The 25,989-nt window shown below is 70.2% G+C and carries 23 protein-coding genes; 16 read left to right on the top strand and 7 right to left on the bottom strand.

What is annotated here, in order from left to right; genetic code table 11:
- Window positions 1-63 precede the first annotated feature (63 nt).
- Genes tatA through ACIBJH_RS39810 form a run of 3 tightly spaced genes read right to left on the bottom strand, consistent with a single transcriptional unit; the run spans window position 64 to window position 3,197 of the window.
- A complete protein-coding gene (gene tatA / locus ACIBJH_RS39820; protein ID WP_399121815.1) occupies window positions 64-330 on the bottom strand; it encodes a Sec-independent protein translocase subunit TatA in 267 nt (88 codons plus the stop codon).
- 31 nt (window positions 331-361) lie between these two features.
- Complete coding sequence (gene mgtA / locus ACIBJH_RS39815) at window positions 362-2,875, bottom strand: magnesium-translocating P-type ATPase (RefSeq protein ID WP_399121814.1); 2,514 nt, start codon at window positions 2,873-2,875, stop codon at window positions 362-364.
- The gene (locus tag ACIBJH_RS39810; protein WP_201054316.1) at window positions 2,844-3,197 is read right to left on the bottom strand and encodes a metalloregulator ArsR/SmtB family transcription factor; all 354 of its coding nucleotides are present in this window, start codon (window positions 3,195-3,197) and stop codon (window positions 2,844-2,846) included. Before ACIBJH_RS39810 ends, mgtA begins: the two co-directional genes overlap by 32 nt.
- A 151-nt stretch (window positions 3,198-3,348) precedes the next feature.
- On the opposite strand from ACIBJH_RS39810, the gene ACIBJH_RS39805 reads away from it, so the two are divergent.
- Complete coding sequence (locus ACIBJH_RS39805) at window positions 3,349-3,804, top strand: tellurite resistance TerB family protein (RefSeq protein WP_399121813.1); 456 nt, start codon at window positions 3,349-3,351, stop codon at window positions 3,802-3,804.
- Here ACIBJH_RS39805 and ACIBJH_RS39800 read toward each other — a convergent pair.
- A complete protein-coding gene (locus ACIBJH_RS39800; protein WP_399121812.1) occupies window positions 3,767-4,696 on the bottom strand; it encodes an MFS transporter in 930 nt (309 codons plus the stop codon). The genes ACIBJH_RS39805 and ACIBJH_RS39800 overlap by 38 nt on opposite strands.
- Before the next feature lie 348 nt (window positions 4,697-5,044).
- On the opposite strand from ACIBJH_RS39800, the gene ACIBJH_RS39795 reads away from it, so the two are divergent.
- Genes ACIBJH_RS39795 through ACIBJH_RS39775 form a run of 5 tightly spaced genes read left to right on the top strand, consistent with a single transcriptional unit; the run spans window position 5,045 to window position 9,860 of the window.
- Window positions 5,045-6,064: a substrate-binding domain-containing protein gene (locus tag ACIBJH_RS39795; RefSeq protein ID WP_399121811.1), complete on the top strand. Its 1,020-nt coding sequence runs from the start codon at window positions 5,045-5,047 to the stop codon at window positions 6,062-6,064.
- Between the two features lie 39 nt (window positions 6,065-6,103).
- A complete protein-coding gene (locus ACIBJH_RS39790) occupies window positions 6,104-8,452 on the top strand; it encodes a nitrate- and nitrite sensing domain-containing protein (protein ID WP_399121810.1) in 2,349 nt (782 codons plus the stop codon).
- An 11-nt stretch (window positions 8,453-8,463) separates the two neighbouring features.
- On the top strand, window positions 8,464-8,895 hold the full coding sequence (locus tag ACIBJH_RS39785; protein WP_019071426.1) for a roadblock/LC7 domain-containing protein: 432 nt from the start codon (window positions 8,464-8,466) through the stop codon (window positions 8,893-8,895).
- 1 nt (window position 8,896) lies between these two features.
- On the top strand, window positions 8,897-9,256 hold the full coding sequence (locus tag ACIBJH_RS39780; protein WP_200715061.1) for a DUF742 domain-containing protein: 360 nt from the start codon (window positions 8,897-8,899) through the stop codon (window positions 9,254-9,256).
- Entirely contained in the window at window positions 9,243-9,860 is a 618-nt protein-coding gene (locus ACIBJH_RS39775; RefSeq protein WP_399121809.1) for a GTP-binding protein, read from the top strand. Before ACIBJH_RS39780 ends, ACIBJH_RS39775 begins: the two co-directional genes overlap by 14 nt.
- Here the strand turns inward: ACIBJH_RS39775 and ACIBJH_RS39770 are convergent.
- Together ACIBJH_RS39770 and ACIBJH_RS39765 are read right to left on the bottom strand one after the other, a co-directional pair.
- Entirely contained in the window at window positions 9,841-11,349 is a 1,509-nt protein-coding gene (locus ACIBJH_RS39770; protein ID WP_399121808.1) for a M81 family metallopeptidase, read from the bottom strand. The genes ACIBJH_RS39775 and ACIBJH_RS39770 overlap by 20 nt on opposite strands.
- Window positions 11,350-11,427: 78 nt before the next feature.
- Complete coding sequence (locus tag ACIBJH_RS39765) at window positions 11,428-12,621, bottom strand: ROK family protein (protein ID WP_399121807.1); 1,194 nt, start codon at window positions 12,619-12,621, stop codon at window positions 11,428-11,430.
- A 180-nt stretch (window positions 12,622-12,801) separates the two neighbouring features.
- On the opposite strand from ACIBJH_RS39765, the gene ACIBJH_RS39760 reads away from it, so the two are divergent.
- The 6 genes from ACIBJH_RS39760 (at window position 12,802) to ACIBJH_RS39735 (ending at window position 20,540) form a co-directional block, all read left to right on the top strand.
- Window positions 12,802-14,559, top strand: a complete 1,758-nt coding sequence (locus ACIBJH_RS39760; RefSeq protein ID WP_399121806.1) for a peptide ABC transporter substrate-binding protein — start codon at window positions 12,802-12,804, stop codon at window positions 14,557-14,559.
- 3 nt (window positions 14,560-14,562) lie between these two features.
- Window positions 14,563-15,522 carry an ABC transporter permease gene (locus tag ACIBJH_RS39755; RefSeq protein WP_399121805.1) on the top strand — a complete coding sequence of 320 codons (960 nt, stop codon included), beginning with the start codon at window positions 14,563-14,565 and terminating at the stop codon, window positions 15,520-15,522.
- A gap of 26 nt (window positions 15,523-15,548) precedes the next feature.
- Window positions 15,549-16,397 (top strand): ABC transporter permease, encoded by an 849-nt coding sequence (locus ACIBJH_RS39750; RefSeq protein ID WP_399121864.1) that lies wholly within the window; start codon window positions 15,549-15,551, stop codon window positions 16,395-16,397.
- Window positions 16,394-18,046 (top strand): dipeptide ABC transporter ATP-binding protein, encoded by a 1,653-nt coding sequence (locus ACIBJH_RS39745; RefSeq protein ID WP_399121804.1) that lies wholly within the window; start codon window positions 16,394-16,396, stop codon window positions 18,044-18,046. The genes ACIBJH_RS39750 and ACIBJH_RS39745 overlap by 4 nt, the downstream gene beginning before the upstream one ends.
- The gene (locus ACIBJH_RS39740; RefSeq protein WP_399121803.1) at window positions 18,043-18,978 is read left to right on the top strand and encodes an ROK family protein; all 936 of its coding nucleotides are present in this window, start codon (window positions 18,043-18,045) and stop codon (window positions 18,976-18,978) included. The genes ACIBJH_RS39745 and ACIBJH_RS39740 overlap by 4 nt, the downstream gene beginning before the upstream one ends.
- 164 nt (window positions 18,979-19,142) lie before the next feature.
- Window positions 19,143-20,540, top strand: coding sequence for a glycoside hydrolase family 43 protein (locus ACIBJH_RS39735; protein WP_399121802.1), 1,398 nt, complete (start codon window positions 19,143-19,145; stop codon window positions 20,538-20,540).
- Window positions 20,541-20,607: 67 nt separating this feature from the next.
- Here the strand turns inward: ACIBJH_RS39735 and ACIBJH_RS39730 are convergent, their stop codons facing one another.
- On the bottom strand, window positions 20,608-21,570 hold the full coding sequence (locus ACIBJH_RS39730) for an ABC transporter substrate-binding protein (RefSeq protein WP_399121801.1): 963 nt from the start codon (window positions 21,568-21,570) through the stop codon (window positions 20,608-20,610).
- 364 nt (window positions 21,571-21,934) lie between these two features.
- Here ACIBJH_RS39730 and ACIBJH_RS39725 point away from each other — a divergent pair, with 364 nt between their 5' ends.
- From ACIBJH_RS39725 to ACIBJH_RS39710, 4 genes are read left to right on the top strand one after another with little or no spacing between them, the layout of a single operon-like run.
- Window positions 21,935-24,421, top strand: coding sequence for an ATP-binding protein (locus ACIBJH_RS39725; protein ID WP_399121800.1), 2,487 nt, complete (start codon window positions 21,935-21,937; stop codon window positions 24,419-24,421).
- On the top strand, window positions 24,418-24,894 hold the full coding sequence (locus ACIBJH_RS39720; RefSeq protein WP_019071413.1) for a roadblock/LC7 domain-containing protein: 477 nt from the start codon (window positions 24,418-24,420) through the stop codon (window positions 24,892-24,894). The genes ACIBJH_RS39725 and ACIBJH_RS39720 overlap by 4 nt, the downstream gene beginning before the upstream one ends.
- 36 nt (window positions 24,895-24,930) lie before the next feature.
- Window positions 24,931-25,386: a DUF742 domain-containing protein gene (locus ACIBJH_RS39715; protein WP_399121799.1), complete on the top strand. Its 456-nt coding sequence runs from the start codon at window positions 24,931-24,933 to the stop codon at window positions 25,384-25,386.
- On the top strand, window positions 25,373-25,972 hold the full coding sequence (locus tag ACIBJH_RS39710; RefSeq protein ID WP_362974339.1) for an ATP/GTP-binding protein: 600 nt from the start codon (window positions 25,373-25,375) through the stop codon (window positions 25,970-25,972). The genes ACIBJH_RS39715 and ACIBJH_RS39710 overlap by 14 nt, the downstream gene beginning before the upstream one ends.
- Window positions 25,973-25,989: the final 17 nt, after the last annotated feature.

The raw sequence follows: 25,989 nt of genomic DNA, 5'->3' as shown, positions 1-25,989 counted from the left end.
CTCAGGGCCCTGAAGGCGTCACGCCCCGGCAACCGCCGGGGCTCGACGCATGCCCGCCTGCCGTCAGCGTGCGGCGGCGGGCGGTTCGGTGACCGTGGGAGTGGGAGTGGTCGCCGGGGCCTCGGTCGAGGTGTGCACGGCGGTCGGCTCCACGGGGACCGACTGCGCCACGTTGCTCTCCTCCTTCATCGCCTTCGCCTCGCTCTTGAGGATGCGCATCGACTTGCCCAGCCCGCGCGCGGCCTCGGGGAGCTTCTTCGAGCCGAACAGCAGGATGACCATGATCGCTACGACCAGCAGGTGCCATGGTTCCAGTCCGTTGCGGAGCATGATCTCGCCCTTTCGTCCCTGACAACAGTTGCTATGTTGCGCAACTGTACAACCCACGAGTGGATCGCAGACCCATCAGGGCCAGGGCGTACAGACCGAGCACGGCCGCGAGCAGCAGGTAGTAGGGCAGCGCGAGCCCCGTCATGCCGAGCGCCGCGCCCAGCGGAGTCGGCGGCAGCAGCAGTCCCACGGCGGCCAGGACGGCCGCGGCCCGCCCCACCGGCCCCGGTCCGCCGCCCTCCGCGAGGCTCCGGCCGGTCCGCAGGAGCAGCATCACCAGAGCCTGGGTGAGCAGGTTCTCGGTGAACCAGGCCGAGTGGAACAGCACCTCGTCGTCCACGGCGTCGGGGCCGCGCAGCGCGAGCGCGAGCACGGCGAAGGTGGCGAGGTCGGCGACCGCGTTGAGCACCCCGAACCCGGTGATGAACCGCAGGAACGCCCGGGGCCGCAGCTCGGTGGGCCGGCGCAGCGCGGCGGCGCCCGGCCGGTCGTGGGCGAAGGCGAGTTGGGCCAGGTCGAAGCAGAGGTTCTGGGCGAGCACCTGGGCCGGGAGCATCGGCAGGAAGGGCAGCAGCAGACCGGCCGCGAGCATCGCGATGACGTTGCCGAGGTTCGAGGAGAACGTGACCCGCAGATACGAGGCGATGTTGGCGCTGCTGTGCCGGCCGGTCGTGACCGCGTGCCGGATCGCGGTGAGGTCCTTCCCCGCGAGCACCACGTCGGCGGCCTCACGGGCCACGTCGACGGCGGCCCGCGGCGCGATCCCGACGTCGGCGGCGCGCAGCGCGGGCACGTCGTTGAGGCCGTCTCCGAGGAAGCCGACGGTGTGTCCGGCCGCGCGCAGGGCGGCGACCGCGCGGGCCTTGTCCTGAGGCGTGCAGCGGGCGGAGACCCGCACCTGCCCGGGGTCCAGTCCCAGTTCCCGGCACACCCGGGCAGCCGTAGCAGGATGGTCGCCGGTGAGGATGCGCACGCCGATGCCCAGCTCGGCCAGGGCGCGCAGGGCCTCCGGCGCGGCCGGGTCGACGGCGTCGTGGAAGGTGAGCAGGCCCCGGAAGGTCAGGCCCCGTTCGTCGGCGGGGGTGTACGCGCGCGTGCGGGCCGGGAGTTCGGCGGTCGCGACCGCCAGCAGCCGCAGTCCGGACTCGGCCTCGCGGGTGGCCAGGGCGAGCAGCCGGTCCCGTTCGCCGGGCTCCAGCAGACAGCGCTCCACGACGTCCTCGACCGCGCCCTTGACGATGAGGGTGTGGGTCCCGAGGGCGTCGCCGCGCACCACGGCCGAGGCGAGCCGCCGCACCGGGTCGAAGGGCACGGCCACGATCCCGTCGTACTCCTCCCCCACCGGCCCGGCCGCGGCCAGCAGTGCCTCGTCGAGGGCGTCCGGGACCGGTGCGTCGGCGAGTTGGAGGGTCCACCAGGCGGCGGTGGCGGCCCGGTTCAGGACGTCCGGGTCGTCGCGGCCGTCCGGGCCGAGGGCGCGTTCCACGACCGGGCGGTCCTGGGTGAGGGTGCCGGTCTTGTCGAGGCAGAGGACGTCCACGGCGCCCAGGTCGTGCAGGGCGGGGAGCCGTCTGACGACGACGCCGTGCGTACGGGCGAGCAGCGCCGCCCCGCGCGCGAGGCAGGTCGTCACGATCACCGGAAGCATCTCGGGGGTCAGTCCGACGGCCACCGCGACGGCGAACGGCAGTGTCTCCAGGCCCCGGCCGCGCAGGGCCGCGTTGGCCATCAGGACCAGCGGGGGCGTCAGCAGCATGAACCGGATCAGCACCCAGGAGACGCCGTGCACGGACCGGTCGAAGGCGCTCGGCCCGCGTCGCACCGGCTCGCCGTGGGCGGCGGCGAACCTCGTCCGTGCGCCCGTCTCCAGGACGACCGCCGTGGCACTGCCCGAGACGACCCCGCTGCCCTGGAAACACAGGTGCGGCTGGGCGAACGGCCCCTCGTCGGCCCCACCGGGCAGTTCTACGGCGGCCTTGGCGACCGGCGCGGACTCCCCGGTGAGCGCGGCCTGGTGCACGGTCAGTCCGCTGGCGCGCAGGAGTCGTAGATCCGCCGGGACGAGGTCGCCGGGGCCGAGCCGGACCACGTCGCCGGGGACCAGTTCGGCGACCGGGATCTCGCGGGCCCGCACCGGCGCCCCGGCGTCCGCGCGGCGCAGCACGCAGGCGGTCGAGGCGACCAGTTCGCGCAGGTCGTGCAGGGAGCGGTCGGCCCGGTGCTCGCCGCCGGCCCGCAGCACACAGCTGACCGCGACGAGCGCGAGGATCACGGCGGCGGTGCCCCAGGAGGCGACGAGTGCGGAGACCAGGCCGAGGCAGAGCAGGACGGCGGTGAAGGGGTCGCGCAGGCCGCGCAGGAACAGGCGGTGCCAGGGGGTCGTACGGCGTTCCGGGAGGGTGTTCTCGCCGGTCGCCGCGAGCCGGGCGGCGGCCTCCGGGTCGGTCAGTCCGCGCGGGCCGGTGTCGAGGTGCCGTAGCGCCTGGAGCGGGGTGTGCCGGTGGGCGGCGGCGTCAGAGGCCACGGAGGCGGGGGGCGGGCACATCGCGGTCGGCGCGGTCGGTGCGGCGGGCGACCGCGAGCCGGACCACGTCGACCACGTCCGGGTCGTCGACGAAGTACACCTGGCGGCGGCCCTCGCGGCGGGAGCGGACCAGTCCGGCGAGTTTCAGTTTGGTGAGGTGCTGGCTGACGGCGGGCAGCGCGCCGCCGACCCGCTCGGCGAGCCCGGTGACATCGCTCTCGCCCTGGGACAGCGCCCACACGATGTGCAGCCGCGCGGGCGAGGCCAGGAGGCCGAAGGCCGCGGCGGCCTCCGCGAGCACGTCGGCGGACGGGTCCTCGAAGCCGCGGCCGGCTGTCTGCACCGTCGTCGCCTCCCGCCCTGGCCGTTGCTTTCGTACGAACCGCCCCAGTCTAGGGGGCCGGAACTTCTCCCCGATCCGGGGAGTTTCCACGGTGTCGCAGACACGGATTTGTATACGCCTGACTACGCCTGACTACACACATGGAGTGCGCATGGCCCTGTGGGACCGTTTCAAGGAGTCCGCGTCGACGATGCAGACCCAGCTGGTGGCGAAGAAGAACGATCTGAAGAGCGGGGCGTTCCGCGACGCGAGCATGGCGATGTGCGCGCTCGTGGCCGCCGCCGACGGCACGGTGGACCCCTCGGAGCGGCAGCGCGTCGCCCAGCTCATCGCGAGCAACGAGGTGCTGCAGAACTTCGACGCGATGGACCTCCAGCACCGCTTCGACGCCAACCTGGACAAGCTGACGGCCGACTTCGCCTTCGGCAAGGTCAGCGTGTTGCAGGAGATCGCCAAGGCGAAGAAGAAGCCCGCCGAGGCACGGGCCGTGATCCAGATCGGCATCGTGATCGGCGGCGCGGACGGCGACTTCGACAAGACCGAGCAGGCCGTGGTCCGCGAGGCCTGCTTCACCCTGGACCTGCCGCCGCACGAGTTCGACCTCTGACAGTCGTCACCGCGAAGAAGGTTGTGGACGCCACCAGGGCGGCGGGGAAACCCCGTTGGGCGAACAAGCTCGGTTCCACCAGTGGGCTGCGGCCCCTCGCGGCGACCGCGCGCTGGTGCAGCGCGAAGCCCGCCAGGGTCAGCAGGCCCGCGGCCAGCGAGCCCCGACTCCGGGCGGAGAGTCGCGAGATGTCCGCTCCGATCAGCGGGAGGACCAGAAGTGCCGTGCCGGACATGGCGAGGAGCGTGCCCGTGAGGTCGAGCGCGGGGCGCCTCGGGGCGCGGTTCTCCGGCAGGCGGCGGGACAGCGCGAGGACGACGACAGCCGGCGGGATGTTCACCAGGAAGACCGCGCGCCAGGACGAGCCGAACAGGTCGGCGTGGGTGAGGACGCCGCCGAGCACCGGACCGCAGACCGCGGCCAGGCCCATCACCGGACCGATGCTGCCCAGGGCGCGTGACATCTCGTCGCCCACGAACATCGCCTTGATGAGGCCGATGGTCTGCGGGATCACCAGGGCCGCCGACGCGCCCTGCACGGCACGGAACGCGATCAGGAAGCCCACGCCCGGTGCGAGCGCGCACGCGAGGGAGGCGACGGTGAAGCCGATGACGCCCAGGACGAACAGCCGTCGTCGGCCCGCGATGTCACCGAACCGGCCCCCGGTGATCAGCAGTACCGCGAACGGCAGGGTGTAGGCGGTGGTGAACCACTGGATGTCGGAGACCGATCCGCCCAGTCCGGCGTGGATCGCGGGCGCGGCCACCTGCACCACGGTCGCGTCCAGCAGGTTCATCGCCTCGGCCAGGAGCAGGGCGGCCAGTGCCGACCAGCGCCGGGGGTGGGCCCCCTCGGGGGCGGACGACCGTGTCTGTGTGCTGAGTTGTCTCATGGCCGAAGCGTGGGATCGTGGGGGCGGTCCCCTCCATCGCGGTCCACGGGATCTCGGATTTCTTCCATCCGCGGCCCTCAGGACCGTGAAGTCCCACACTTGGAGCCCGAGTTGCCGACGTAACCGTCCGTCCCCCCGTACGTAACCTTCTCAACCTCCTTGCGGCGTCGAGATGATCACAATGCGGCAGCAACAACTCACTCCGGGTCGCTGCTCACTTGACTACCAGCGGTCACACACGATTGGCTCCGGCCCAGCGGGAGTCACCCGGTCGGCGCACCTCATACGGCTCCGGGCGCACTCTCCCCGTCCCCGAGCTCGGCCGCACAGCGAGGTGCCGCACCCCCCATGACCACTCCTCCCTCACCTCACGCCCCCTTCCGTCGCATCCGCGGCACGGCGCTGACCGGCGCCGTCGCCGTCTGTCTGCTGCTCGCCGGCTGCTCCGGAACCGGTGATTCCGCGTCCGGTTCGGGCACGGGCGCGGCCGGTGCCGCGGGCACCGGCCATCTCAAGATCGCCATGGTCACCCACGCGAGCAAGGGCGACGCCTTCTGGGTGCTGGTGCAGAAGGGGGCCGAGGCAGCCGCCGCCAAGGACGGCGTCGAGCTGACGTACACGAGCGACCCGGACGCCACCGGGCAGGCCGAGCTGGTGCGGGACGCGATCCGGGACGGGGTCGACGGCGTCGCGCTGACGCTCGCCAAGCCGGACGCCATGAAGGCGCCGATCGCCCAGGCCAAGGCCTCGGACATTCCCGTGGTCGGCCTCAACTCCGGTATCGACTCCTGGCAGTCGGACGGCGTCCTGGAGTTCTTCGGGCAGGACGAGAGCGTCGCGGGCCGCGCCGTCGGCGAGAAACTGGACGCCCTCCAGGCCAAGCACGCCCTGTGCGTGATCCACGAGCGGGGCAATGTCGCCCTGGAGGCGCGCTGCGCGGGCGTGAAGAAGGCGTTCACCGGCGAGACCGACATGCTCTATGTGGACGGCACCGACATGAACGCCGTGGCCGCCGGTGTCACCGAGCGGCTCAAGCAGGACCCCAGCATCGACGAAGTGGTCATGATGGGCGCCGACTTCGCGCTGTCCGCGGTCAAGTCCGTGAAGGCGGCGGGCAGCAAGGCCAAGGTCGCGACCTTCGACCTCAACCAGGACCTGGTCAAGGCCGTGCAGAGCGGGGCCGTACAGTTCGCGGTCGATCAACAACCGTATCTGCAGGGCTATCTGGCCGTGGACTCGTTGTGGCTGTACAAGACCAACGGCAACATCAGTGGCGGCGGGGTGGCTCCCGTGCTCACCGGCCCGGCGTTCGTGACGAAGACGAACGTCGGCGCGGTCGCGAAGTACGCGGCCAACGGAACGCGCTGACCGGACACTTCGTACGAGGATGTAGCGAGGACGACCACGATGTCTCCACGGACAGGTGCCCGGCGCCACGTCGGTTCCATACGCATTTCCCTGATCATGCTCGCCCTGGTCCCCAGCGTCACGCTGGCCGCGATGTGGGGCGTGACGACGACCCAGATGTTCGCGGAGGGGCTACGGCTGCGCTCGCAGACCGAGTTGAGCATGTCGACCGGCGCCATGGGCACCGAGGCCGCGCTCGCGCTCCAGCAGGAACGCAGTCTGTCGGCGGCCTGGATGGCCTCGCCGCACGGCTCCCGCGCCGCGCTGGACGCGCAGCGGGTGAAGACGGACAAGGCGGTGGCCCAACTCGTGGGCCGGTCCGGCGCGATCAAGAAGGCGCCGGCCCGCATCAGGGACCGGATGTACTCGGTCGTCGCGTCGGTGGACAGCCTGGAGTACTACCGCGACCAGGTGGACAAGCCCAGTGACATCACGGCCCAGCAGGCGCTGGACCAGTACACCGCGATCATCAACGACCAGATGCAGGCGTTCCAGGCGCTCTCCCAGGTCGACGACGGCGACCTCACCTCGCAGGCCGGGCCGCTCATCACGCTGGAGCGCGGCGCCGAGATGGTCTCCGTGGAGGACGCGCAGCTGACGCTGGCCTGGCCCTCGGGGTATCTCGACGACAAGACCTGGGAGGAGTTCGCGGAGCAGGTGCACGCCCGGCGCTGGCTGGTCGAGACCCAGATCGTCGGCCTGTTCACCGGCAGCGCGAAGACGCAGGTCGAGCGGGTCCTGCAGAGTTCGCAGTGGAACACCCTGGAGTCGGTGGAGAACCGGGTGCTGGCGGCCGGCACCGCGAGCGGCGGCAAGGCAGGCCAAGTCGCCCTGCCCGACCTGCAGAAGCAGTGGAACGCCGCGCTGACCGAGGTCGGCGACCAGTACACGATCATGATCAGGCAGCAGACGGCCGGACTTCTCGACCGCAGCTCCGACAAGGCGCACAGCCTGCTCACCACCGCCGCGGTGCTGAGCGCGGGCGGACTCGCCGCCCTGCTGCTGTGCGTCGGCATGTCCTGGCGGATCACCCGCTCGCTGTCCCGCCGGCTGCGCGGCCTGAAGATGGCCACGCTGAGTCTGGCCGAGGACCGACTCCCGGACGTGGTCGCCCGGTTGAACCGCGGCGAGAAGATCGACGTGGAGTCGGCGACCCCGCCGCTGGACTACGGCGGCGACGAACTCGGCCAGGTGGCACAGGCGTTCAACACCGCGCAGCGCACCGCAGTGCACACCGCGATCGAACTCGCCGACACCCGGCGGGGGTTCCAGAAGGTCATCCTCGGCATCGCCCGGCAGAGCCAGAACCTGGTCAACCTCCAGCTCACCAAGCTGGACCAGCTGGAACGCCGGCACGACGACCCCGAGGTGCTGCGCGGCCTGTACGAACTGGACTCCACGGCAAGCCAGTTGCGCCGCTACGAGGAGAACCTCGTCGTCATCAGCGGTGAGCAGCCGCGCCGCAGCTGGACCGAGCCGGTCGCGCTGATCGACATCCTGCGCAGTGCCGTCGGTGAAGTCGCCGAGTACCAGCGGGTGGAGGTGCACACCGAGGAGGAGGTGTGTCTCGCGCCGCCCGCGGTCGCCGACGTGATCCACCTGCTGGCCGAGCTGATCGACAACGCGACGGTGTACTCCCCCGCGCCCAGCCCGGTCGGTGTGCGGGCCGCGATGGTCGCCAAGGGCCTGGTGATCGAGGTCGAGGACCGCGGGCTCGGCATGTCGGAGGAGGACTACGCCTCGCTCAACGAACAGCTTGCGGTGGCCCCGCAGTTCGACGTCGTCGCCCTCGCCGACGACCTGCGGCTGGGCATGTTCGTGATCGCCCGGCTCGCCGTCCGGCACGGCATCGCGGTGACGCTGCGCTCCTCGCCGTACGGCGGCACCACCGCGATCGTGCTGATCCCGCACGAGATCGTCGTACCCGAGCCGTTGGACGATCCGGCGCCGGTCGCCGCGAAGGGCGCCGACGAGGCCGTCACGGTGGAGCGGGTCGCCGCCGCGGCCGAGAAGGCGGCCGAGCTACCGGGCCCCGCGCCCAGGGCGCTGCCCGCCATTCCCCCGGCCCGGTCCGCCGAGCCCCCGGAGACCACCGATCTCGGCGGGCTCGCCCCGTTGCCACGGCGGGTGCCGCAGACCAGTCTGGCAAGTGAGTTGCGGGAGGAGGCAGGACCGGCCGAGGAGGACGGGGAGCTGGAAGACTTCACCGCGGAACGTGCGGCTTCCTCGCTGGCCGGGTTCCAGCGCGGCACGTTCCAGGCGCGAGACTCCCTCGACGACGACGCGCCGTCGCAGTACGACCGGGAGGAAGCAGCCGCCTCCTCGAATCCGCCCGCCGATCGCTCATGAAGGACTCCGCCATGACACGTCCCGTGCCCGCCACGCACACCCAACTCGACCAGTTGCTCACCGGACTCGTGGACCGGGTGGCCGAGGTGAACCAGGCCGTCGTGCTGTCCGAGGACGGCCTCGTCGTCAGCAAGTCCACCGGGTTCCTGCGCGACGACGCCGAGCGGCTCGCGGCCACCGCGTCCGGGCTGATGAGCCTCAGCAAGGGGGTCAGCATGGACTTCCGCGGCGGTCCGGTGCGCCAGGCGCTGATCGAGATGGCGAACAGCTATCTGATCCTCACCTCCGCGGGCCCCGGCGCCCATCTGGTCGTCCTGACCGGTCCGGGCGCGGACGTCGGGGTCGTGGCCTACCAGATGAACATGCTGGTGAAGAAGATAGGCGAGCATCTCAGCGCCGCGCCGAGGGCCAACGTCGGCCCCGCGGCCGGCTCCGGCGAGTGAGGTGAGCGGTGGCGACGCGGCGGGACGGCTGGTACGACCGTTCACGCTGACCGGTGGCAGAACCCGGCCCAGCCGCGCCGATTTCACCCTCATCACCACGGTGACCGCGGTCGACCCGGCGCCCGCGCGGGCGCCCCGGCCGCAGCCGGAGCAGGCCCGCATCCTGCGGCTGTGCGCGGAGCCGCTGGCGGTGGCGGAGGTCGCGGCCCTTGTCGACCTTCCGGTGAGCGTGGTAGTGATCATGCTCTGCGACCTGCTGGAGGCGGGCCTGATCACGGCCCGTCCGCCGCACCCGGTCTCCCGTACCAGCCCGGACATGGACCTGCTGCAGAAAGTGAGGGAGGGCCTTGGCCGGCTCTGACACCATCGCTCCGGCACCCGCGCCGCCCGAGACGGTCAAGATCCTGATCGCGGGGGGCTTCGGCGTCGGCAAGACCACCATGGTCGGTTCGGTGAGCGAGATCGCCCCGCTGCGCACCGAGGAACCGCTCACCGCGGCGAGCCTCGCCGTCGACGACCTCGACGGCATCGAGGAGAAACGGGCCACCACCGTGGCCCTGGACTTCGGCCGCATCACCATAGGCCAGGACCTGGTGCTGTACCTGTTCGGCACCCCGGGCCAGCAGCGCTTCTGGTTCATGTGGAACGACCTGGCGCTCGGCGCGCTCGGCGCGGTGGTCCTGATCGACGTACGCCGCCCGAAGTCCAGTTTCGCGGCCGTCGACTTCTTCGAACGCCGGGGCATCCCGTTCGTGGTGGGCGTGAACGGCTTCTACGGCGAGCACCCGTATCCGGCGGAGGCGGTCCGCGACGCGCTGGCACTCCCGGAGGACGTCCGGGTGCTGCTGTGCGACGCCCGCGAGCGCGACTCGTGCCGGAACGTACTGATCGCGCTGCTGGACCAGTTGATCGAGGCGGCCATCGAGGACGGCGGGGGCGGCAGGCTCACTCGTCCGCCCCGCTGAGCGGCTCGTCCGAGGGGCTGACGACCCGGGCCGTGAGGTCCGGGTCGCGCATGTCCCGGTCGAAGGGGAACATCGGCCGCCGGATGCGGTGATGACCGAGCCGGACCAGGTCCTGGTCGACCCCGCCGGGGGTGAGGGCCATCTTCCAGTCGGCGGCCATGGCGAAGAGTTCGGGTTCGAGATAGCCGATCTTCACGAGCACGAGGTCCGCGGAGCGCGGCTCCAACTCCAGGTCGGTGAAGTCGTGTTCGTGGTGGTACGGCTTCCGCAGCCGGGTCAGGACCACGTACACGCCGCCGACCCGCAGGACCACCTCGGTCTCGGCGTCCCGGTCGCCGTGCCGGACCGAGTGCACGACACCGGTGAGGGTCAGCGGGGGCGCGTGACGGTCGTCGACCTCAGCGCCGGCCGTGACGGTGACGGTGGCGCCGACTCCGGCTTTTACGGCCGCGTCCACCGCGGCCGGTCCGGGCAGTGACGCGTAGATGACCGTAGGGCCGTCCTGGTCCTTGAACTCGGGGCGTTCCAGGACCTGTTGGAGGCCCCAGGTGACATCGCCCGCGCCGCCGGCGGTCGGGTTGTCGCCGGTGTCGCTGATGAAGTACGGCCGGGCGGTGGAGGCGAGGGCCTCGTCGAGGCACTCGGTCAGGGTGCCGGTGGGCGCGACGAATGCGAAGTCGTGCCGGGCCTCCCAGAAGTTGCGCGCCAACTGCTCGGCGCCTGCGGTGACTTGTGGCGCGGACTGGCCGGTGACGACCACCGCGGCCCGGTTGCGGGGCTCGTCGGCCCAGGCGTAGCCGACCCAGATCGCCGCGTCGATGACCCCTTCTTTCGCTTCTACGTCCTCTACGGCCGCGTAGACGCTCTTCGCCGGTTCGATACGGGTGGAGGTCTGCTCGCCCGCGAGGAGTACGGGGACCGGGATCCACGCCTTGACCGGGCGGGGGGCGCCGCTCGCCAGGAGGTCGACGAGGTTGCGGGCGGCGCGTTCCTTGGTGTCCATGGCGTCCTCGTGCGGGGCCGTGCGGTAGCAGGTGATCAGGTCGGTGGCGTGGACCAGTTCTCGGGAGACGTTGCCGTGGAGGTCCATGGAGGTCGACACGAGGGTGTCCGGGCCGATGGTTTCCCTTATGCGGGTGAGGAGTTGGGCCTCGGCGTCGTCCAGGTCCTCCACTGTCATCGCGCCGTGGATGTCGTACCAGAGGCCGTCCAGGGGGCCCAACTCGCCGAGCCTGGCGATGAGTTCGTCGGAGAGGGCGGTGAAGGCGGCGGCCGTTACGGTGCCGCCGGGGAGGGCCTTGCCGACCAGGGCTCCGCGCCAGTCTGCGGCTTCTCTCAACGGTGTGTTGGGGGCGAGGAAGGGGTAGCGGGTGAGGACTTCGGGGCCGCGTTGGGGGTGGAAGGCGGGGGCTTCTGTGCGGGCCGGGGAGAAGGTCGAGGATTCGATTCCTAGGCCTGCGATGGCGATGACAGGACGAGAAGTAGGCAATGGGGGCTCCAGGTTGTGTGTCGGCTGCGGGTGCGTGGGGGCTGGTCGCGCAGTTCCCCGCGCCCCTAAAAGCACAAGTCAACGGGGCTTGTCCGTGACCGTCTGCAATGCCTGCGCCAGCGCCCGTTGCAGTGCGAACTGGCCTGCGCCCACCAGCCCCGCATCCGCTCCCAGGCTGGCGCGGTCGATCACCAGGTGTTCCGTCACCAACGGGTGGCAGCCTTCGTAGAGTTGGCTGCGGACCGCCGCGACGAAGGGCTCCAGGGTGGAGAGGATGCCGCCCAGATACACGGCGTCCGGGTTGAAGAAGTTGACGTTGGCGGCGAGGACTTGGCCGAGGTAGCGGCCGGCCTGGCGGACCGCTCGGGTCGCTTCGGGGTGGGAGTCGGTGGCGAGGCGTACGACGTCCTCCGTGGTCGTCACGTCGAGGCCGTGGCCGCGCAGGATGCGGACGAGGGCGGCGCCCGAGGCGACGGTTTCGAGGCAGCCGGTGTTGCCGCAGGAGCAGGGGATGTCGTGGGCGGCCTCGACGCGGACATGGGTGATCTCGCCCGCCGCGCCGGTGCCGCCGCGGTAGAGGCGGCCGTCGGCGATGACGCCGGCGCCGATCGCGGTGCCCGTCTTGACCATGATCGACTGACGGCGTTCGGCGGGCTGCACGGTGTGCTCGCCGACGGCCATGCAGTTGGCGTCGTTCTCGATGGCCGCCGGGACGCCGAACCGGTCCTCCAGCCAGGCCCGGACCGGGAACCGGTTCCAGCCGGGCATCCGGGACGGGAGGGTCACGACACCGCCCGCGATGTCGACCGGGCCCGGCAGCGAGAGGCCGACCCCGCGCAGCAGCTCCGGCCCGCGCCGCTCGGCGAGGCCCTGGAGGGTGTCGGCGAGGCCCGGCAGCGCCGCCTCGGGACCGTCCGCCGTGGGGAAGGGCACGGTCGATACGTCGGTGAGGCCGCCGCCGGGCAGGACGACGCCCACGTGCGCGTGCTTGCCGCCGAGTTCGGCCGCGACCGCGAAACCGTCGCTGCCGCCCAGCCGCAGCACCTTGCGCGGCCTGCCGCCGGTCGAGGAGCGCGTGCCGTGCTCGGCGACCAGGCCCAGGGACACCAGCTGGCCCACCGCCAGGGAGATCGTCGAGGGCGCGGCGCCGAGCAGTGCGGCGAGATCGGTGCGGGTGGCGGCCTGCCCGGAGGCGAGGAGTTCGAGGACGTGCTCGGCCAGTGAGGAGACGCCCGAGGTGCCCTTCCGGCGATGCGCACTTTTTTCAGGCATGAAGGAAGTTACTTCCGGATCGGCGATCGAAGCGACGAGCGTAAGTCACCCACATGCCCTGTGCGCTTTTTCCAGAACGGCAGTAACAGGCTTTTTACAGCGGCACGCCTGTTTCTTCGACCACAGGGGTCGTTGACTGTCCTCACTCCCGCCTCCGCCCCTCTTTTTCCGAGGAGAACCATGTCCCCTGTCCGCAAGAGACTCCTCGCCGGTGCCTCCCTGACCACGGCCTCGCTGCTGCTCGCGGGCTGTTCCGGGTCGAGCGGTACGTCGTCCTCCGGGTCGCGCGACGCCATCGACTACGCGCTGCCCGCGAACTTCACCCCGAACTGGATCCTGCCGATCGGCACCGCGGCGCACCTCAACACCAACAACATCTCCATCGCGAACGCGCTGTGGGAGCCGCTGATCGCCTATGACGGCTCGACCGGGGCCATGGGCTGGAACAAGAAGGGCTCGGTGGCGACCGCGGCGGACTTCGCGGCCGACAACAAGAGCGTCACGATCACCCTCGGCGACCGGCACTGGAGCGACGGGAAGCCGGTCACCTCCGCCGACGTGAAGTTCTGGTTCGACCTGATCAAGGCCAACAAGGCGCAGTGGGCGAGCTACAACCCGGGCAAGGCGCCGGACAACTGGACGTCCTTCAAGACGGTGGACACCCGCCACTTCACGATCACCTTCGACAAGGCCTACAACCCGCAGTGGATGCTGGCCAACGAGCTGGCCCTGATCAACCCGCTCCCCCAGCACGTGTGGGACAAGGCCGGGGACGCCAAGAAGGACTGGACGTACCTCAACAGCGCGGCGAAGAACATCAACGGGTACGCCACCGACGCCCTGTGGAAGACGGTCAGCGGCCCGTACACCGTGAAGTCCTTCTCCACGGCCGGCAAGGTCGTCCTGGCCGCCAACGCGAAGTACGACGGCGGTGAGAAGGCCGGTATCCCCACCGTGAACCTCCTCCCGTTCACGACGGCGGACGCGGAGAAGAACGCGCTGCGCTCGGGGAGCGTCGACTACGGCTACATCGAGGCGACGGACCTCGACCAGAAGGACAGCTTCACCGCGCAGGGTTACACCGTGAAGCCGTGGTCGGGCTGGGCGATCACCTACATGCCGTACAACTTCAACAACCCTTCCATGGGTGCCGTGTTCAAGCAGCTCTACGCCCGGCAGGCCGTGCAGCGGTCGATCGACCAGAGCAGTCTGGCGAAGGTCATCTTCAACGGCACGGCGGTGCCCGGGTACGGGCCGATTCCGCAGGCGCAGACCTCGTCGTTCCTGTCGGCCACGCAGAAGAGCGACCCGTATCCGTTCTCGACCTCGGCCGCCAAGTCGCTGCTCAGCAGCCATGGTTGGAGCGAGCAGGGCGGGGTCATGACCTGTACCAGCCCCGGTACCGGCGCCGCCCAGTGCGGTGCGGGGGTCGCCAAGGGGACGAAGTTCCAGATGCAGGTGCTGTCGCAGTCCGGTTCGACGGTGACGGACAACATGATGAGCGCGATCCAGTCCTCGCTCGCGAAGACCGGCATCAAGTTCTCCATCAAGACCGCGCCGGTCAACTCCGTGCTGTCGCAGACCCCGCAGTGCACGGCCTCGCAGTCGATCTGCAAGTGGCAGCTGTCCTACTTCGGTACGGCCGGCAGCTGGTACTTCCCGGCCTTCCCGACGGGTGACTCGCTCTTCCAGACGAAGGGCGGCGCGAACTTCGGCAACTACTCCAACGCCGACGTCGACAAGCTCATCTCCGCTTCCACGACGTCGAGTTCGACCCAGGCGGTCCAGGACTACAGCGCGGCCCTCGCGAAGGACCTGCCGGTGATCTGGCTGCCGGAGCCCGACTACCAGATCTCCGTCGTCAAGAACGGTCTCGGCGGCTTCTCGCAGGACCCGCTCGCCAACTTCCACCCGGCACAGTGGAAGTGGACCAGCTGAGGCATGGACACCCTCCTGTATCTGACCCGGCGGATCGCCCAGGCGCTGGTCGTCATCCTCATCGTGACGGTCGTGGTCTTCGGTCTGCTGCACGCGCTGCCCGGGGGTCCCGCACGCGGGATCCTCGGGCCGCAGGCCACGCCCCAGCAGATCACGCTCTTCAACCACGACCAGGGGCTCGACCGGCCGCTGCCCGTGCAGTACCTGTACTACCTGCGGCAGTTGCTGCACGGGGACCTCGGCACGTCGTACACCCTCAACGAGGCGGTGTCCCAGCTCATCGAGCAACGGCTGCCGAAGACACTGGTGTTGACCGTGCTGTCGGCGGTTGTGGGGCTGCTGCTCGCTCTTCCGCTGGGCATGTGGCAGGCCGTGCGGCGGAACAAGCCGGCCGACTATGTCATCACCACGTTGAGCTTCGTCGCGTACTCGACTCCCGTGTATTTCCTGGGACTTGTGCTGGTGATGGTCTTCACGCAGGTCGTGCGGTGGTTTCCTTCGCAGGCGCCGCAGGGGGACACGGTTGCTCAAGTCTTCGCGGATCCCGTGGCGTTGGTGCTGCCTGTGGTGACCGGGGCGGCCTCGATGGTCGCCGTGTTCAGTCGGTACATGCGGGCTGCGACCTTGGAGAACCTGTCCGAGGACTACGTCCGGACGGCTCGGGCGGGGGGTTCTCGGCAGCGGGCGATCCTCTTCAAGCATGTGTTCCGGAACTCGTTGACTCCGGTGATCGCGATGCTCGGGTACTACGTGCCGGTGCTGTTCGGGGGTGCGCTGGTTGTCGAGCAGCTCTTCAACTACCCCGGGATGGGGCTGTTGTTCTGGAGTGCGGCGCAGTCGTCCGACTATCCGGTGCTGCTGGGGTGTGTGTTGGTGATCTCTGTGGCGACTGTGGTGGGGACGCTGCTCGCCGATGTCGTTCAGCGGGTTGTGGATCCTCGCGTGAAAGGGGGCACAACGTGAGTGTTCAAAGTGCCGGTCGGTGGGGGCTGGTCGCGCAGTTCCCCGCGCCCCTAAAAGCGCGCTTCGCGCGCAATAAGCTCGCGGTCGCCGGACTCCTAGTGGTGGTCCTCTTCTTCCTGTTCTGTTTCGTGGGGCCTCTTCTCTACTCCACCGATCAGACCCATACCGATCTCTCTCAGGTCAACCTCGCGCCCAGCGGGGCCCATTGGCTCGGTACCGATGCCGTTGGGCACGACGAGTTGGGGCGGCTCATGTACGGCGGGAAGGTCTCGCTGCTCGTCGGGCTTGCCGCCGGGGTGCTCGCCACTGTCATCGGGACGCTCTGGGGGTCGATCGCGGGGTATGCCGGTGGGTGGGTCGACGCCGTCATGATGCGGGTCGTGGATGCCGGGATCGCGATCCCCGCGCTGTTCATCCTGCTGGTCGTGTCCGCCATCACCACGCCCGGCGTGCCGGGGCTGATCGTCATTCTGGGGCTGATGTCCTGGCTGGTGCCCTCGCGGCTCGTGCGGGCCGAGACGCTGACCCTGAAGCGGCGCGACTATGTGCTGACCCTGCGGGCCATCGGCGGTACCCACGGGCGGGCCATCGCCCGGCACATCCTGCCCAACTCGGTGTCGACGATCGTCGTCGCGGCCACCTTCCAGGTCGCCGACGCGATCCTGCTCGTCGCCTATGTGTCCTATCTGGGGCTGGGAGTCCAGCCGCCGGCGACCGACTGGGGCGGCATGCTCTCGGCCGGGCTGACGGCCGCCTACTCGGGACGCTGGTGGCTGATCGTGCCGCCGGGCCTCGCGATCATCCTCGTCGTGTGCGCGTTCAACGCGATCGGTGACGGACTGCGGGACGCCTTCGACGTAAAGGGACGCGGATGAACAACATCCTGGAGATGGAGAATCTGGGCGTCACCTTCGCCACGGAGAGCGGTGACGTGCCCGCCGTGCGCGGGGTTTCGTTGCGGGTCGCGCCCGGCGAGACGCTGGCCCTGGTGGGTGAGTCCGGGTCCGGGAAGTCGACCGTGGCGCTCGCCGCACTCGGGCTGCTGCCCGGCAACGCCCGTGCGTCCGGGGGTGTTTCGGTCGGCGGCACGGATGTGGTCGGCGCCGGTGAGGCCGAACTCTCGCGCCTGCGTGGGCGTACGGCCTCGATGGTGTTCCAGGAGCCTGCCACCGCTCTTGATCCGCTGACCCGAATCGGCAGGCAGATAGCGGAAGTTGTGCGGAATCATCGGGACGTGTCGCGGCCGGAGGCGGCTGCCGAGGCCGTCGCGTTGTTGCGCAGGGTCGGTATTCCCGATCCCGAACGGCGGGCCTCCGCGTTTCCGTTCCAGTTGTCGGGCGGACAGCGACAGCGGGTTGTCATCGCGATGGCCATCGCCAACTCGCCCGGGCTGCTTGTCGCGGACGAGCCGACCACCGCGCTGGATGTGACCGTGCAGGCCGAGATCCTCGATCTGCTGCGGGCGTTGGCCGTCGGCTCGGGGACGGGCGTGCTGCTGGTCACGCACAACATGGGGGTCGTCGCCGACTTCGCCGACCGGGTCGCCGTGATGCTGGAGGGGGAGATCGTGGAGACGGGGGCGGTGGAGGACGTGCTGTTGCGGCCCACTCATGAGTACACGCGGAAGCTGTTGGCGGCCGTGCCCCGGCTGGCCGTGAGTGAGCCGGTGGGTGCCGTACAGCGAAAGAGCGAGGGGGCGCCCGTCGTCGAACTCCGGGGTGTGGGTGTGCGGTTCGGGCGGGGGCCGCGTGCCGTGCGGGCGCTGGACGACGTGTCGCTGACCGTGCGGGCCGGGGAGACCGTGGGGCTCGTCGGTGAGTCCGGGTCCGGGAAGTCGACCGCCGCGCGGGTGGCCCTGGGGTTGGTGGCGCCGGAGTCCGGGGACGTCTCGCTCTTCGGGACCGATCTGCGCAGGGCGCGGGGGCGGGCGCGGCGGGCCCTGCTGGCCGGGGTCGGTGTGGTGCTGCAGGATCCGGTGGCCTCGCTGGACGCGCGGATGAGTGTCGCGGAGTGTGTGGCCGAGCCGTTGCGGGTGCACCGGCGTGGCATGGGTGCCGCCGAGCGGCGCGAGCGGGTCGCCGAGGTGCTCGAACTGGTGCGGCTGCCCAGGGAGTTGGCGCGGCGTGGGCCGCGTGAGCTGTCCGGTGGGCAGCGGCAGCGCGTGAGTCTTGCCCGGGCCCTCGTGCTCGCACCCCGACTGCTGGTCGCGGACGAACCCACGAGCGCGCTGGACGTGAGTGTGCAGCGGACCGTGCTGGAGGTGATCGCCGAGTTGCAGGCGGAGCTCGGGTTCGCGTGTCTCTTCGTGTCGCACGACCTGGCCGTGGTGCAGCGGTTCGCGGGGCGGGTTGTCGTGATGCGGGGCGGGCGGGTCGAGGAACAGGGGGCGACCATGAGCACCTTGCTGCATCCGGAGAGCGCGTACACGCGTCGGCTCATCGCCGCCGTGCCCGTGCCCGATCCGGTGGTCCAACGGGAGCGCAGAGAACGCCGGGTGGCGTCGGGGACGGAGGCCGGCGCGTGAGCGAGGCTCACCAGGTGATCGCCGGTGTCGACATCGGCGGGACCACCACTCAGGTCGTGCTGTGCACGGACCGGCTCGATGTGCTGGACCGGGTGGAGGTGCCGACCCCGGCGAGCGAGGGCGGGGCCGCGATGCTCGGCGCCGCGCTCTCCGCGCTGCGGCTGCTGCTGGGCCGTACGCCCGCCCGGTTGCTCGGGGTCGGGGTCGGCGCGGCCGGGCTCGTGGACGTACGGGCCGGGCGGATCCTCGTGGCGAGCGACTCGTTCCGCGACTGGGCCGGGTTCGAGGTGACGGCCGCTGTCGAACGGGCCCTGGATGTACCGGCGTTCCTCGACAACGACGTCAACGCGTTTCTGCGCGGGGAGGTCGCGAAGGGAGCCGTCGTGGGTGAGGAGAACGTGCTCGCGATGACGCTCGGCACCGGGGTGGGTGGCGCGCTGTGGCTGAATGGCGCCCTGTACGACGGGCCGCGCGGGGCGGCCGGCGAGATCGGTCATGTGCCGGGGTTCGGCGAGCTGCCGTGCACGTGTGGCGGGCGGGGGCATCTGGAGACGCTGGCGTCGGGGCGGTCGATCGCGGCGCGGTACCGGGAGCGGACCGGTGTGGACCGTACCGCCCGCGAGGTCTCCGGGGCGGCCCTCGGCGGCGACCCGGACGCGCTCGCCGTGTACCGGGACGCGGGCCGTGGTGTGGCCCGTGCGCTGCTGATCACGGCGGGGCTGCTGGATGTCACGACGTGTGTGATCGGCGGGGGTGTCAGCCGCTCGTGGGAGCTGGTCGGGGCGGCCGTACGGGAGACGCTGGCGCTGGAGCCGCCGGTGAGCGGGCATCCGGTGCGGGTGCTGCCGGCCCGGCTGGGCGGTGACGCGGTGGCGGTCGGGGCGGCGGCCCGGGCGCGGACGGAACTGCTGATCCACACAGGGGGCTCGTAGCGGACACCTACGTGAACGACGAGAACCGGCCAAGCACGACCGTGTGATTGACGCGCACGCGCCCCATCTCTACCTTCTGATCGACTTACCGAACCCCGTTCGGGATATCGAACTCCTTTTAGAACGATGGGCCGCTCGCACCCCACTCGCACCCTGGAGAACACATGGCCGTCCCCCCTCTCCCCCACCCCTCCCGCCGCCTGTTCCTCGGCATGGCCGCGACCCTCCCCCTCGCGGCCACCGGCGCACTGACCCTCGGCGCCGGCAGCGCGGCGGCGGCGACCAACTCGGCTTATGTCATGTGCTACTTCACCGAGTCGCCGACGTTCCTGGGCGCCAACTACGGCCTGCACCTGGCCGTCAGCCTCGACGGCCTGCAGTGGACCCCGCTGAACCAGAACGCCCCCGTCGCCACCCCGACCGCGGGCTCCCTCGGCCTGCGCGACCCCTTCATCCTGCGCAAGCAGGACGGCACGTTCGTGGTCCTCGCGACGGACCTCAACGGCACCGACTGGTCGTACGTCAGCCAGTACATCCACGTCTGGGACTCCACCGATCTGCGCACCTTCACCGGCTACCGGCGGATGAAGGTGCACGACCTGGACACCCACGCCTGGGCGCCGGAGTCGTACTGGGACGCGGGGCGCGGGCAGTACGGGGTGATCTACTCGGCCGTCAACGACAGCGGCCACAACGTCATCATGGTCAACTACACGAGCGACTTCGTGACCGCCGGGGATCCGCAGGTGTTCTTCGACCCCGGTTACGACGTCATCGACGGCGATCTCGCCGTGGGCGTGAACGGGGTCAACTACCTCTACTTCAAGAAGAATTCGACGCTGGTCGGCGCCAAGTCCACGTCACTGGACCCGGGCAGCTTCACCGAGTTCAGCACGGCGGTCTCGCACAACGGCACCGAGGCCCCGACCCTGGTCAAGTCCCTTGCCTCCAGCTCCACTTGGTACCTGTGGGGAGACACCTGGGACCCCAACGGTGTCTTCTACGCCTGGCAGACCAACAGCCTCGCCGCCGGCACCTGGACGGCCGTCGACCAGAAGCTCTACACGCAGCCGCTCAACTCCAAGCACTGCGGCATCCAGCCGATCACCGCCACCGAGTACAACAACCTCGTGGCGAAGTGGGGCACGCCCGCCTGGAACCGGCTCAAGTCCTACAACTACCCGGCGCGTTACGTCCGGCACTCCAACTTCGTCGGGCGGATCGACGAGTACGCCTTCGACCCGTACACCGACTCGCAGTGGACGCTGGTGCCGGGGCTCGCGGACAGCGCGGGAGTGTCCTTCCAGTCGGTCAACTACCCGACCCGGTATCTGCGGCACTACAACTACGCGCTCCAACTCGACGTGAACGACGGCACGTCGACGTTCGCCGGGGACGCCACGTTCTACCGGACGGCCGGCCTCGCGGACTCCGGTTGGGCGTCGTTCCGGTCGTACAACAACCCGACCCGCTACATCCGGCACTCCAACTACGTGCTGCGCATCGACCCGATCTCGACCGCCACGGACCAGCAGGACGCGACCTTCTACGTCGGTTACTGAACCGCCGAGCACGGCGACGCGGGTGCCTCCCGGAGAACGGAGGCACCCGCGTCGGCGGCGGAACGGGTCAGCTCAGGCCGGCCGTCTTCAGCCAGGCCTTCGCGACGTCCAGCGGGTCCTTGTTCTGCGACCCGACCTGGGTGTCGAGGTCCAGCAGGGTCGCCGTGTCGAGCTTCGCGGAGACCGCGTTGAGGGCGGCGACACCGGCGGCGGAGAGGCCGCTCTTGTAGACCAGGGGCTGCACGTTCTCGAAGCCGAAGAGGCGCTTCGGGTCCTGGAGCGTGACGTGCTTCTCCTTGGTGATGGTCGGGTCCGTGCTGAAGAGGTCCGCCGCCTGCACGGTGTTCTTCTTCAGCGCGGCGGCCGTCAGCGGGCCGCCCGCGTCCAGCGCCTTGAAGGACTTGAACTCCAGGCCGTAGACGGACTTCAGGCCCACCAGGCCCTGCTGCCGGGTCTGGAACTCCGGCGAGGCGCCGATGACCAGGTCCTTGGCGATGGACTTGAGGTCGCCGATGCTGGACTCGGACGTGAGGTTGTACTTCTTCGCGGTCTCCGCGTTGAGGGTGACCGTGTCCTTGTCCTCCGCGGCGGCCGGGTCCAGCAGCGTCAGCTTGGAGTCCAGCTTGGCGTTGATCGCGGCCGTGGTCGCGGCGAGGGTCGCCGGGGCGGCCTTCGGGTCGAGGTAGGCCAGCAGGGCGCCGTTGTACTCGGGCAGCACCGTGATGGAGCCGTTCTTGAGCAGGCCGTACGTCGTCTCGCGACTGCCGATGTTCGGCTTGTAAGTGACCTTGACGCCCTTGGCCTTGAGGGCCTCGCCGTAGATGTCGGCGATCAGGATGCTCTCGGCGAAGTTGTTCGAGCCGACGACGACCGTGTCGCCACTGGCCTTGCCGTCCGAGAGGGGGTTGTCGGACTTGCTGTCGGAGGACGATCCACATCCCGTGACAAGCGCAGCCGTAGCGGCGAGGGCGATGGCCGCCGCGCCGGGGTACCTAGTGCTGGACCAGCTGTTCTTCGCTTTAGAAGTCACAATTCCCGTTCCGGGGTTGGATGTTGACACAGGCGTGCAGGCATGGCTGTGGCGTCCACGCGCGGGGCGTGAATGCCGCACTCCGCTGATCCAATCCAGCCGGTTCTTGGTCAGTCAAGAGAACTCTGGTCACCGATTGGCCTCAATGAGTGCCCAGTTGTGAAGGGAACGTAAACGGACCGGTCGCGAACACGGGCGCTTTGTGATTGATTCTTGACGTAGGGCGACGCACTTGATCGTTCAAAGAGACGGTAGTCTCCCCGGAGTTGGCGTCGGTCACAGCGGTGTGCGGGGGCCGCTTCGATCAAAAACAGTCACGTGTGTCGCTGCGCGTACCGTGACAACACCCCACGAAGGAGGCCTGGTGTCCATACGGGGCTTCGCAGACCGTTGGCCCTTCAGGCGCAAGCTCAATCTGCTCGTCGGCGTACCGCTCGCGGTGGTCGCGGTGCTGCTGACGTATCTCATCACCGATGAGATCGGGCAGTCGACGGACGCGAGCGACGCGGCCCAACTGGTGCGGGACAGCGGCCAGGTCGCCGAGCTGGTGAACCTCGTGGAGGCGGAGCACCAGCAGGCCATCCTGCTCTCCGTCCGCTTCGAGGCCACCAAGGACGGCGGCACCCCCTCGCAGAGCGCCTACCGCAAGTCCCAGCAGGCCGTGGACCAGCAGGTCGAGAAGGTGCGCGACACCTTCGGTGACCGGCTGCCGGCCGGCGAGGCCCAGGCGCTCAGGGAGATCAACGGCCTGCAGACACTGCGCAACACGGTCGCCCAGAGCTATCTGCCCGCCGACAACATCGACCCCGCGTACACCAGCGCCTCGGACGGTCTGATCGACGGGCTCGACCTGGAGCACAACGCGAACCTCGCCACCACCTTCACCGGCAACCTGCTGGACTCCGTGCTGCGGGCCGATGCCGCCCACAGCTCGTTCGAGACCAGCGTGTTCTCGGCGACGACCGGTGACAGCAACGCGCTCATCGAGTTCACCAACGCCGTCGGCTCCTACGACCTGTACACCTACCAGGCCTCCCGCTTCGCCCGGTTCGCCACCGAGGAGCAGGCCGACGAGCTGTCCGGCATCGAGCACACCACCCCGCAGCGGGAGATCGCCGAGGCCTACGCCGAGCTGCAGATCGACCCCAGCGGGCTGCAGGCCGAGTCGCCCGGCGCGGTCCGCAAGGCGTTCGCGGACGCCATGAGCGACTACCCCGCCTACCCGAAGCAGGCCGAGGCCCGGCTGAAGATCACCAACTCGCTGATCGGCCAGATCGCCACCCGCGCCGACGACGCGTCGAGTTCCGCCTCCTGGCGCGCCGGGATCCTGCTGAACCTCTCGGCGCTCGGCTTCGTCCTGTGGCTCTTCTTCGTGGTGATCGTGCGCCGCTCGGTGGTCCGCCCGGTGCAGGCCCTGACCGGTGCCGCCAAGCAGGTCGCCGAGGTCGCCGGCCGGGAACTGGCCCGCGTGGCCGACGACGACGCCGAGGACGACGGCCCGCCGATGCTGCGGGACATGCCGGTCACCGCGAAGGACGAGATCGGCGACCTCGCCGAGGCCTTCAACCATGTGCAGACCACTGCCGCCGCGCTGCTGGCCCGCCAGGTCGTCAGCCGCCGCAACGTCGCCGAGATGTTCGGCAACGTCGGCCGCCGCGTCAGCAACCTGACGACCCGTCAACTCGCCCTGATCGACGCGGTGGAGCGCGGCGAGACCGACCCGGCGCTCCTCGAACGCCTCTACTCCATCGACCACATCGCCGTACGCCTGCGCCGCAACGCGGACAGTCTGATGCTGCTCGCCGGCATCCGCGAGACCGTCCTCGACGGTGGACCCACCGAACTCACCAACGTCGTACGGGCCGCGCTCGGCCAGATCGAGGGCTTCCAGCGGGTGGGCCTGCGGGCCGACACCGAGATCATGGTGGAGCCCGACATCATCGGCGACCTGACGCTGATGGTGGCCGAACTCCTGGAGAACGCGGTCTCGTTCTCCCCCGCGGGCAGCCCCGTCGAGGTGGTCGTCCGCACCGACGGCGACGACGCGCTGATCGTCGTGGCCGACCACGGTCTCGGGATGAGCGCCGACCGCATCGCCGAGGAGAACGCCCGGCTGATCCGCCGTGAGCGCCTCGACCTGGTGCCGACGAAGGTGCTCGGTCTATTCGTGGTCGGTACGCTGGCCCGCCGCTGGGACATCGACGTCACCCTGGCTCGTACCCCGGGCGGCGGTGTGACGGCCGAGGTGACCATCCCGGCGACGCTGCTGCTGCGTATGAGCGCGCTGTCCTCCGGCGGTTCGGCGGAAGGACACGCGGGGCCCGACAAGGCGCTCGCGCCCGCCGGGTCGGGGCTCGACTCCGGTGAGGAGCAACGCCGTCCGGCTCCCTCCTGGGCCGCCTCGGACTCCGGACCGCGCCCGTCGATCACCCTGAGCAGACCCGAGCCGGCCGTGTCCGAGCACATGCGCGCCGAGGACGAGCCCGCCCCGCTCCCGCGCCGGGTCTCCCGGTACGAGACGGTGACGGCCGCCGCGGCTCCCCCGCCCGTCACCCACCACGCCCCGGCGGACGACTCCGCCGCCCTCGACACCGCCCCCGGGGGCTCCCGCCCCCTGCGCCGGCGGGTCAAGGGCGCCACCCTTCGTACGGGCGCCGACGACGCCGCCCAGCAAGCCGCCAGGCAGGCCCCCCGGCCCGCCGACGCGGATGCCGTCCGCTCAGCCCTCGAAGAGTTCGAGGCAGCCGTGGAGCAGGCCAACCGGGACAGCGACACCCTCTCGGGCCTGCGCCTCACGGACGCGCACCACCCGCACGACCGGAACAATCTCCCGAAAGGAGCGGAGCAGTGAGTACGTCGACAGGTGAAACTCCCAGGGGAGGCACCACGCCGGCCGAACTGCAGGCAGCAGCGGCCGATTTCAACTGGCTGCTCAACCGTTTCGCGACGGAGACCGCGGGTGTCGTCGACGCCATCGCGGTGTCCTCCGACGGTCTGCTGATCGCCGTGGCGGAACTGCGCGAGCACGCCCACTCGGAGCGGCTCGGGGCCATCGTCTCCGGCATCACCAGCCTGGCCGCGGGCGCCTCCGGCAACTACGGTCTCGGCGGCCTGAACAAGGTCATCATCGACCTGGAGGGCGGCCACGTCCTCGTCTCCGCGATCGGCAGCGGCGCAGTCCTCGGCGTCGTCACCGACAAGGAGGCCAAGCTCGGCAACATCGCCTACGAGATGACGCTGTTCGCCAACCGTGCCGGTTCCGCGCTCAACCCGCAGCTGGTGCTCCAGCTGAAGAACAGCGTCGGCGCCGCTTCGGCTCGGTGACCGGTCCCCGACCGGTCGAGAGAGGAACAGCCACACATGCCCGACGGCCGCACTCCGAGCGGTGCCGGCGCGGACGGGGACACGCCCCCGGGTCGCGATCCGGTGCGCGCCCCCTCCGCCGTACGGCCGTTCCTGGTGACCGCCGGCCGGGTGGCGGGCGCGGGCGCGGCCGACTCCGGACGGCCGATCCCCGTCGAGACCCAGGTGGTGGCCACGGCCGCCGGGCTCGACATGCTCGACCGGCTCTCCTTCGAGCAGCACGACATCGTCGCCGCCTGCCGGCAGCCGCAGTCCCTCGCCGAGATCGCGGCCCGGCTGCGGCTGCACCTGAACGTGGTGCGGGTCCTCGCCGAGGACCTGCGGGCCGCCGGACAGCTGACGGTGCATGTGCCGAACACCGACATCACCCATGACGCAACCGTCCTGCGAAGGGTCATCGATGGCCTCCGCGCCATCCCCAACTCCCGGGGAGTACTCCGTGACACCGACTGAACCGGTCGCCCGCGGTGCGGCTGCGCAGACCGTCGTACGACCGCCGCTCCCGGTGAAGATGGTCGTCGCGGGCGGCTTCGGCGTGGGCAAGACCACCACCGTGGGCGCGATCTCCGAGATCGAGCCGCTGACCACCGAGGCCGCGATCACCGAGGTCGCGGCGGGCGTGGACGACCTGTCCCACACCCCGCGCAAGACCACGACCACGGTGGCGATGGACTTCGGCTGCATCACCATCGACCCGACCCTGAAGCTGTATCTGTTCGGTACGCCCGGGCAGGACCGGTTCGGCTTCATGTGGGACGACATCGTGGAGGGCGCGGTCGGCGGTCTCGTCATCGTCGACACCCGCCGCCTCGACGACTGCTACGCGGCCGTCGACTACTTCGAGCACAAGCAGATCCCGTTCGCTGTCGCCCTGAACGCCTTCGACGGGAAGATCGAGCACTCCCTCGACGAGGTCCGCTGGGCGCTCGACGTCAACGAACGCGTCCCGGTGATCGCCTTCGACGCGCGGGAGCGCGGCTCGGTGCGGGACGCGCTGCTGGTCGTCCTGGAGCTGGCGCTGGCGCGCACCCAGGGCTGACGAACACAGAAGAAGGG

It is taken from the genome of Streptomyces sp. NPDC050548, assembly GCF_044457385.1.
Taxonomy (GTDB): domain Bacteria; phylum Actinomycetota; class Actinomycetes; order Streptomycetales; family Streptomycetaceae; genus Streptomyces.
Note: the sequence above shows the minus strand (reverse complement) of the source record. Positions and strands in the feature narration are given on the sequence as shown.

Excerpts from the sequence above, each read along its gene's own strand:
- ACIBJH_RS39800 (WP_399121812.1), bottom strand. The coding sequence starts at position 4,696 with ATGAGACAACTCAGCACACAGACACGGTCGTCCGCCCCCGAGGGGGCC.
- tatA (WP_399121815.1), bottom strand. The coding sequence starts at position 330 with ATGCTCCGCAACGGACTGGAACCATGGCACCTGCTGGTCGTAGCGATC.
- mgtA (WP_399121814.1), bottom strand. The coding sequence starts at position 2,875 with ATGTGCCCGCCCCCCGCCTCCGTGGCCTCTGACGCCGCCGCCCACCGG.
- ACIBJH_RS39790 (WP_399121810.1), top strand. The coding sequence starts at position 6,104 with ATGTCTCCACGGACAGGTGCCCGGCGCCACGTCGGTTCCATACGCATT.
- ACIBJH_RS39755 (WP_399121805.1), top strand. The coding sequence starts at position 14,563 with ATGGACACCCTCCTGTATCTGACCCGGCGGATCGCCCAGGCGCTGGTC.
- ACIBJH_RS39715 (WP_399121799.1), top strand. The coding sequence starts at position 24,931 with ATGCCCGACGGCCGCACTCCGAGCGGTGCCGGCGCGGACGGGGACACG.
- ACIBJH_RS39745 (WP_399121804.1), top strand. The coding sequence starts at position 16,394 with ATGAACAACATCCTGGAGATGGAGAATCTGGGCGTCACCTTCGCCACG.
- ACIBJH_RS39765 (WP_399121807.1), bottom strand. The coding sequence starts at position 12,621 with ATGCCTGAAAAAAGTGCGCATCGCCGGAAGGGCACCTCGGGCGTCTCC.
- ACIBJH_RS39760 (WP_399121806.1), top strand. The coding sequence starts at position 12,802 with ATGTCCCCTGTCCGCAAGAGACTCCTCGCCGGTGCCTCCCTGACCACG.
- ACIBJH_RS39785 (WP_019071426.1), top strand. The coding sequence starts at position 8,464 with ATGACACGTCCCGTGCCCGCCACGCACACCCAACTCGACCAGTTGCTC.
- ACIBJH_RS39795 (WP_399121811.1), top strand. The coding sequence starts at position 5,045 with ATGACCACTCCTCCCTCACCTCACGCCCCCTTCCGTCGCATCCGCGGC.
- ACIBJH_RS39735 (WP_399121802.1), top strand. The coding sequence starts at position 19,143 with ATGGCCGTCCCCCCTCTCCCCCACCCCTCCCGCCGCCTGTTCCTCGGC.
- ACIBJH_RS39805 (WP_399121813.1), top strand. The coding sequence starts at position 3,349 with ATGGCCCTGTGGGACCGTTTCAAGGAGTCCGCGTCGACGATGCAGACC.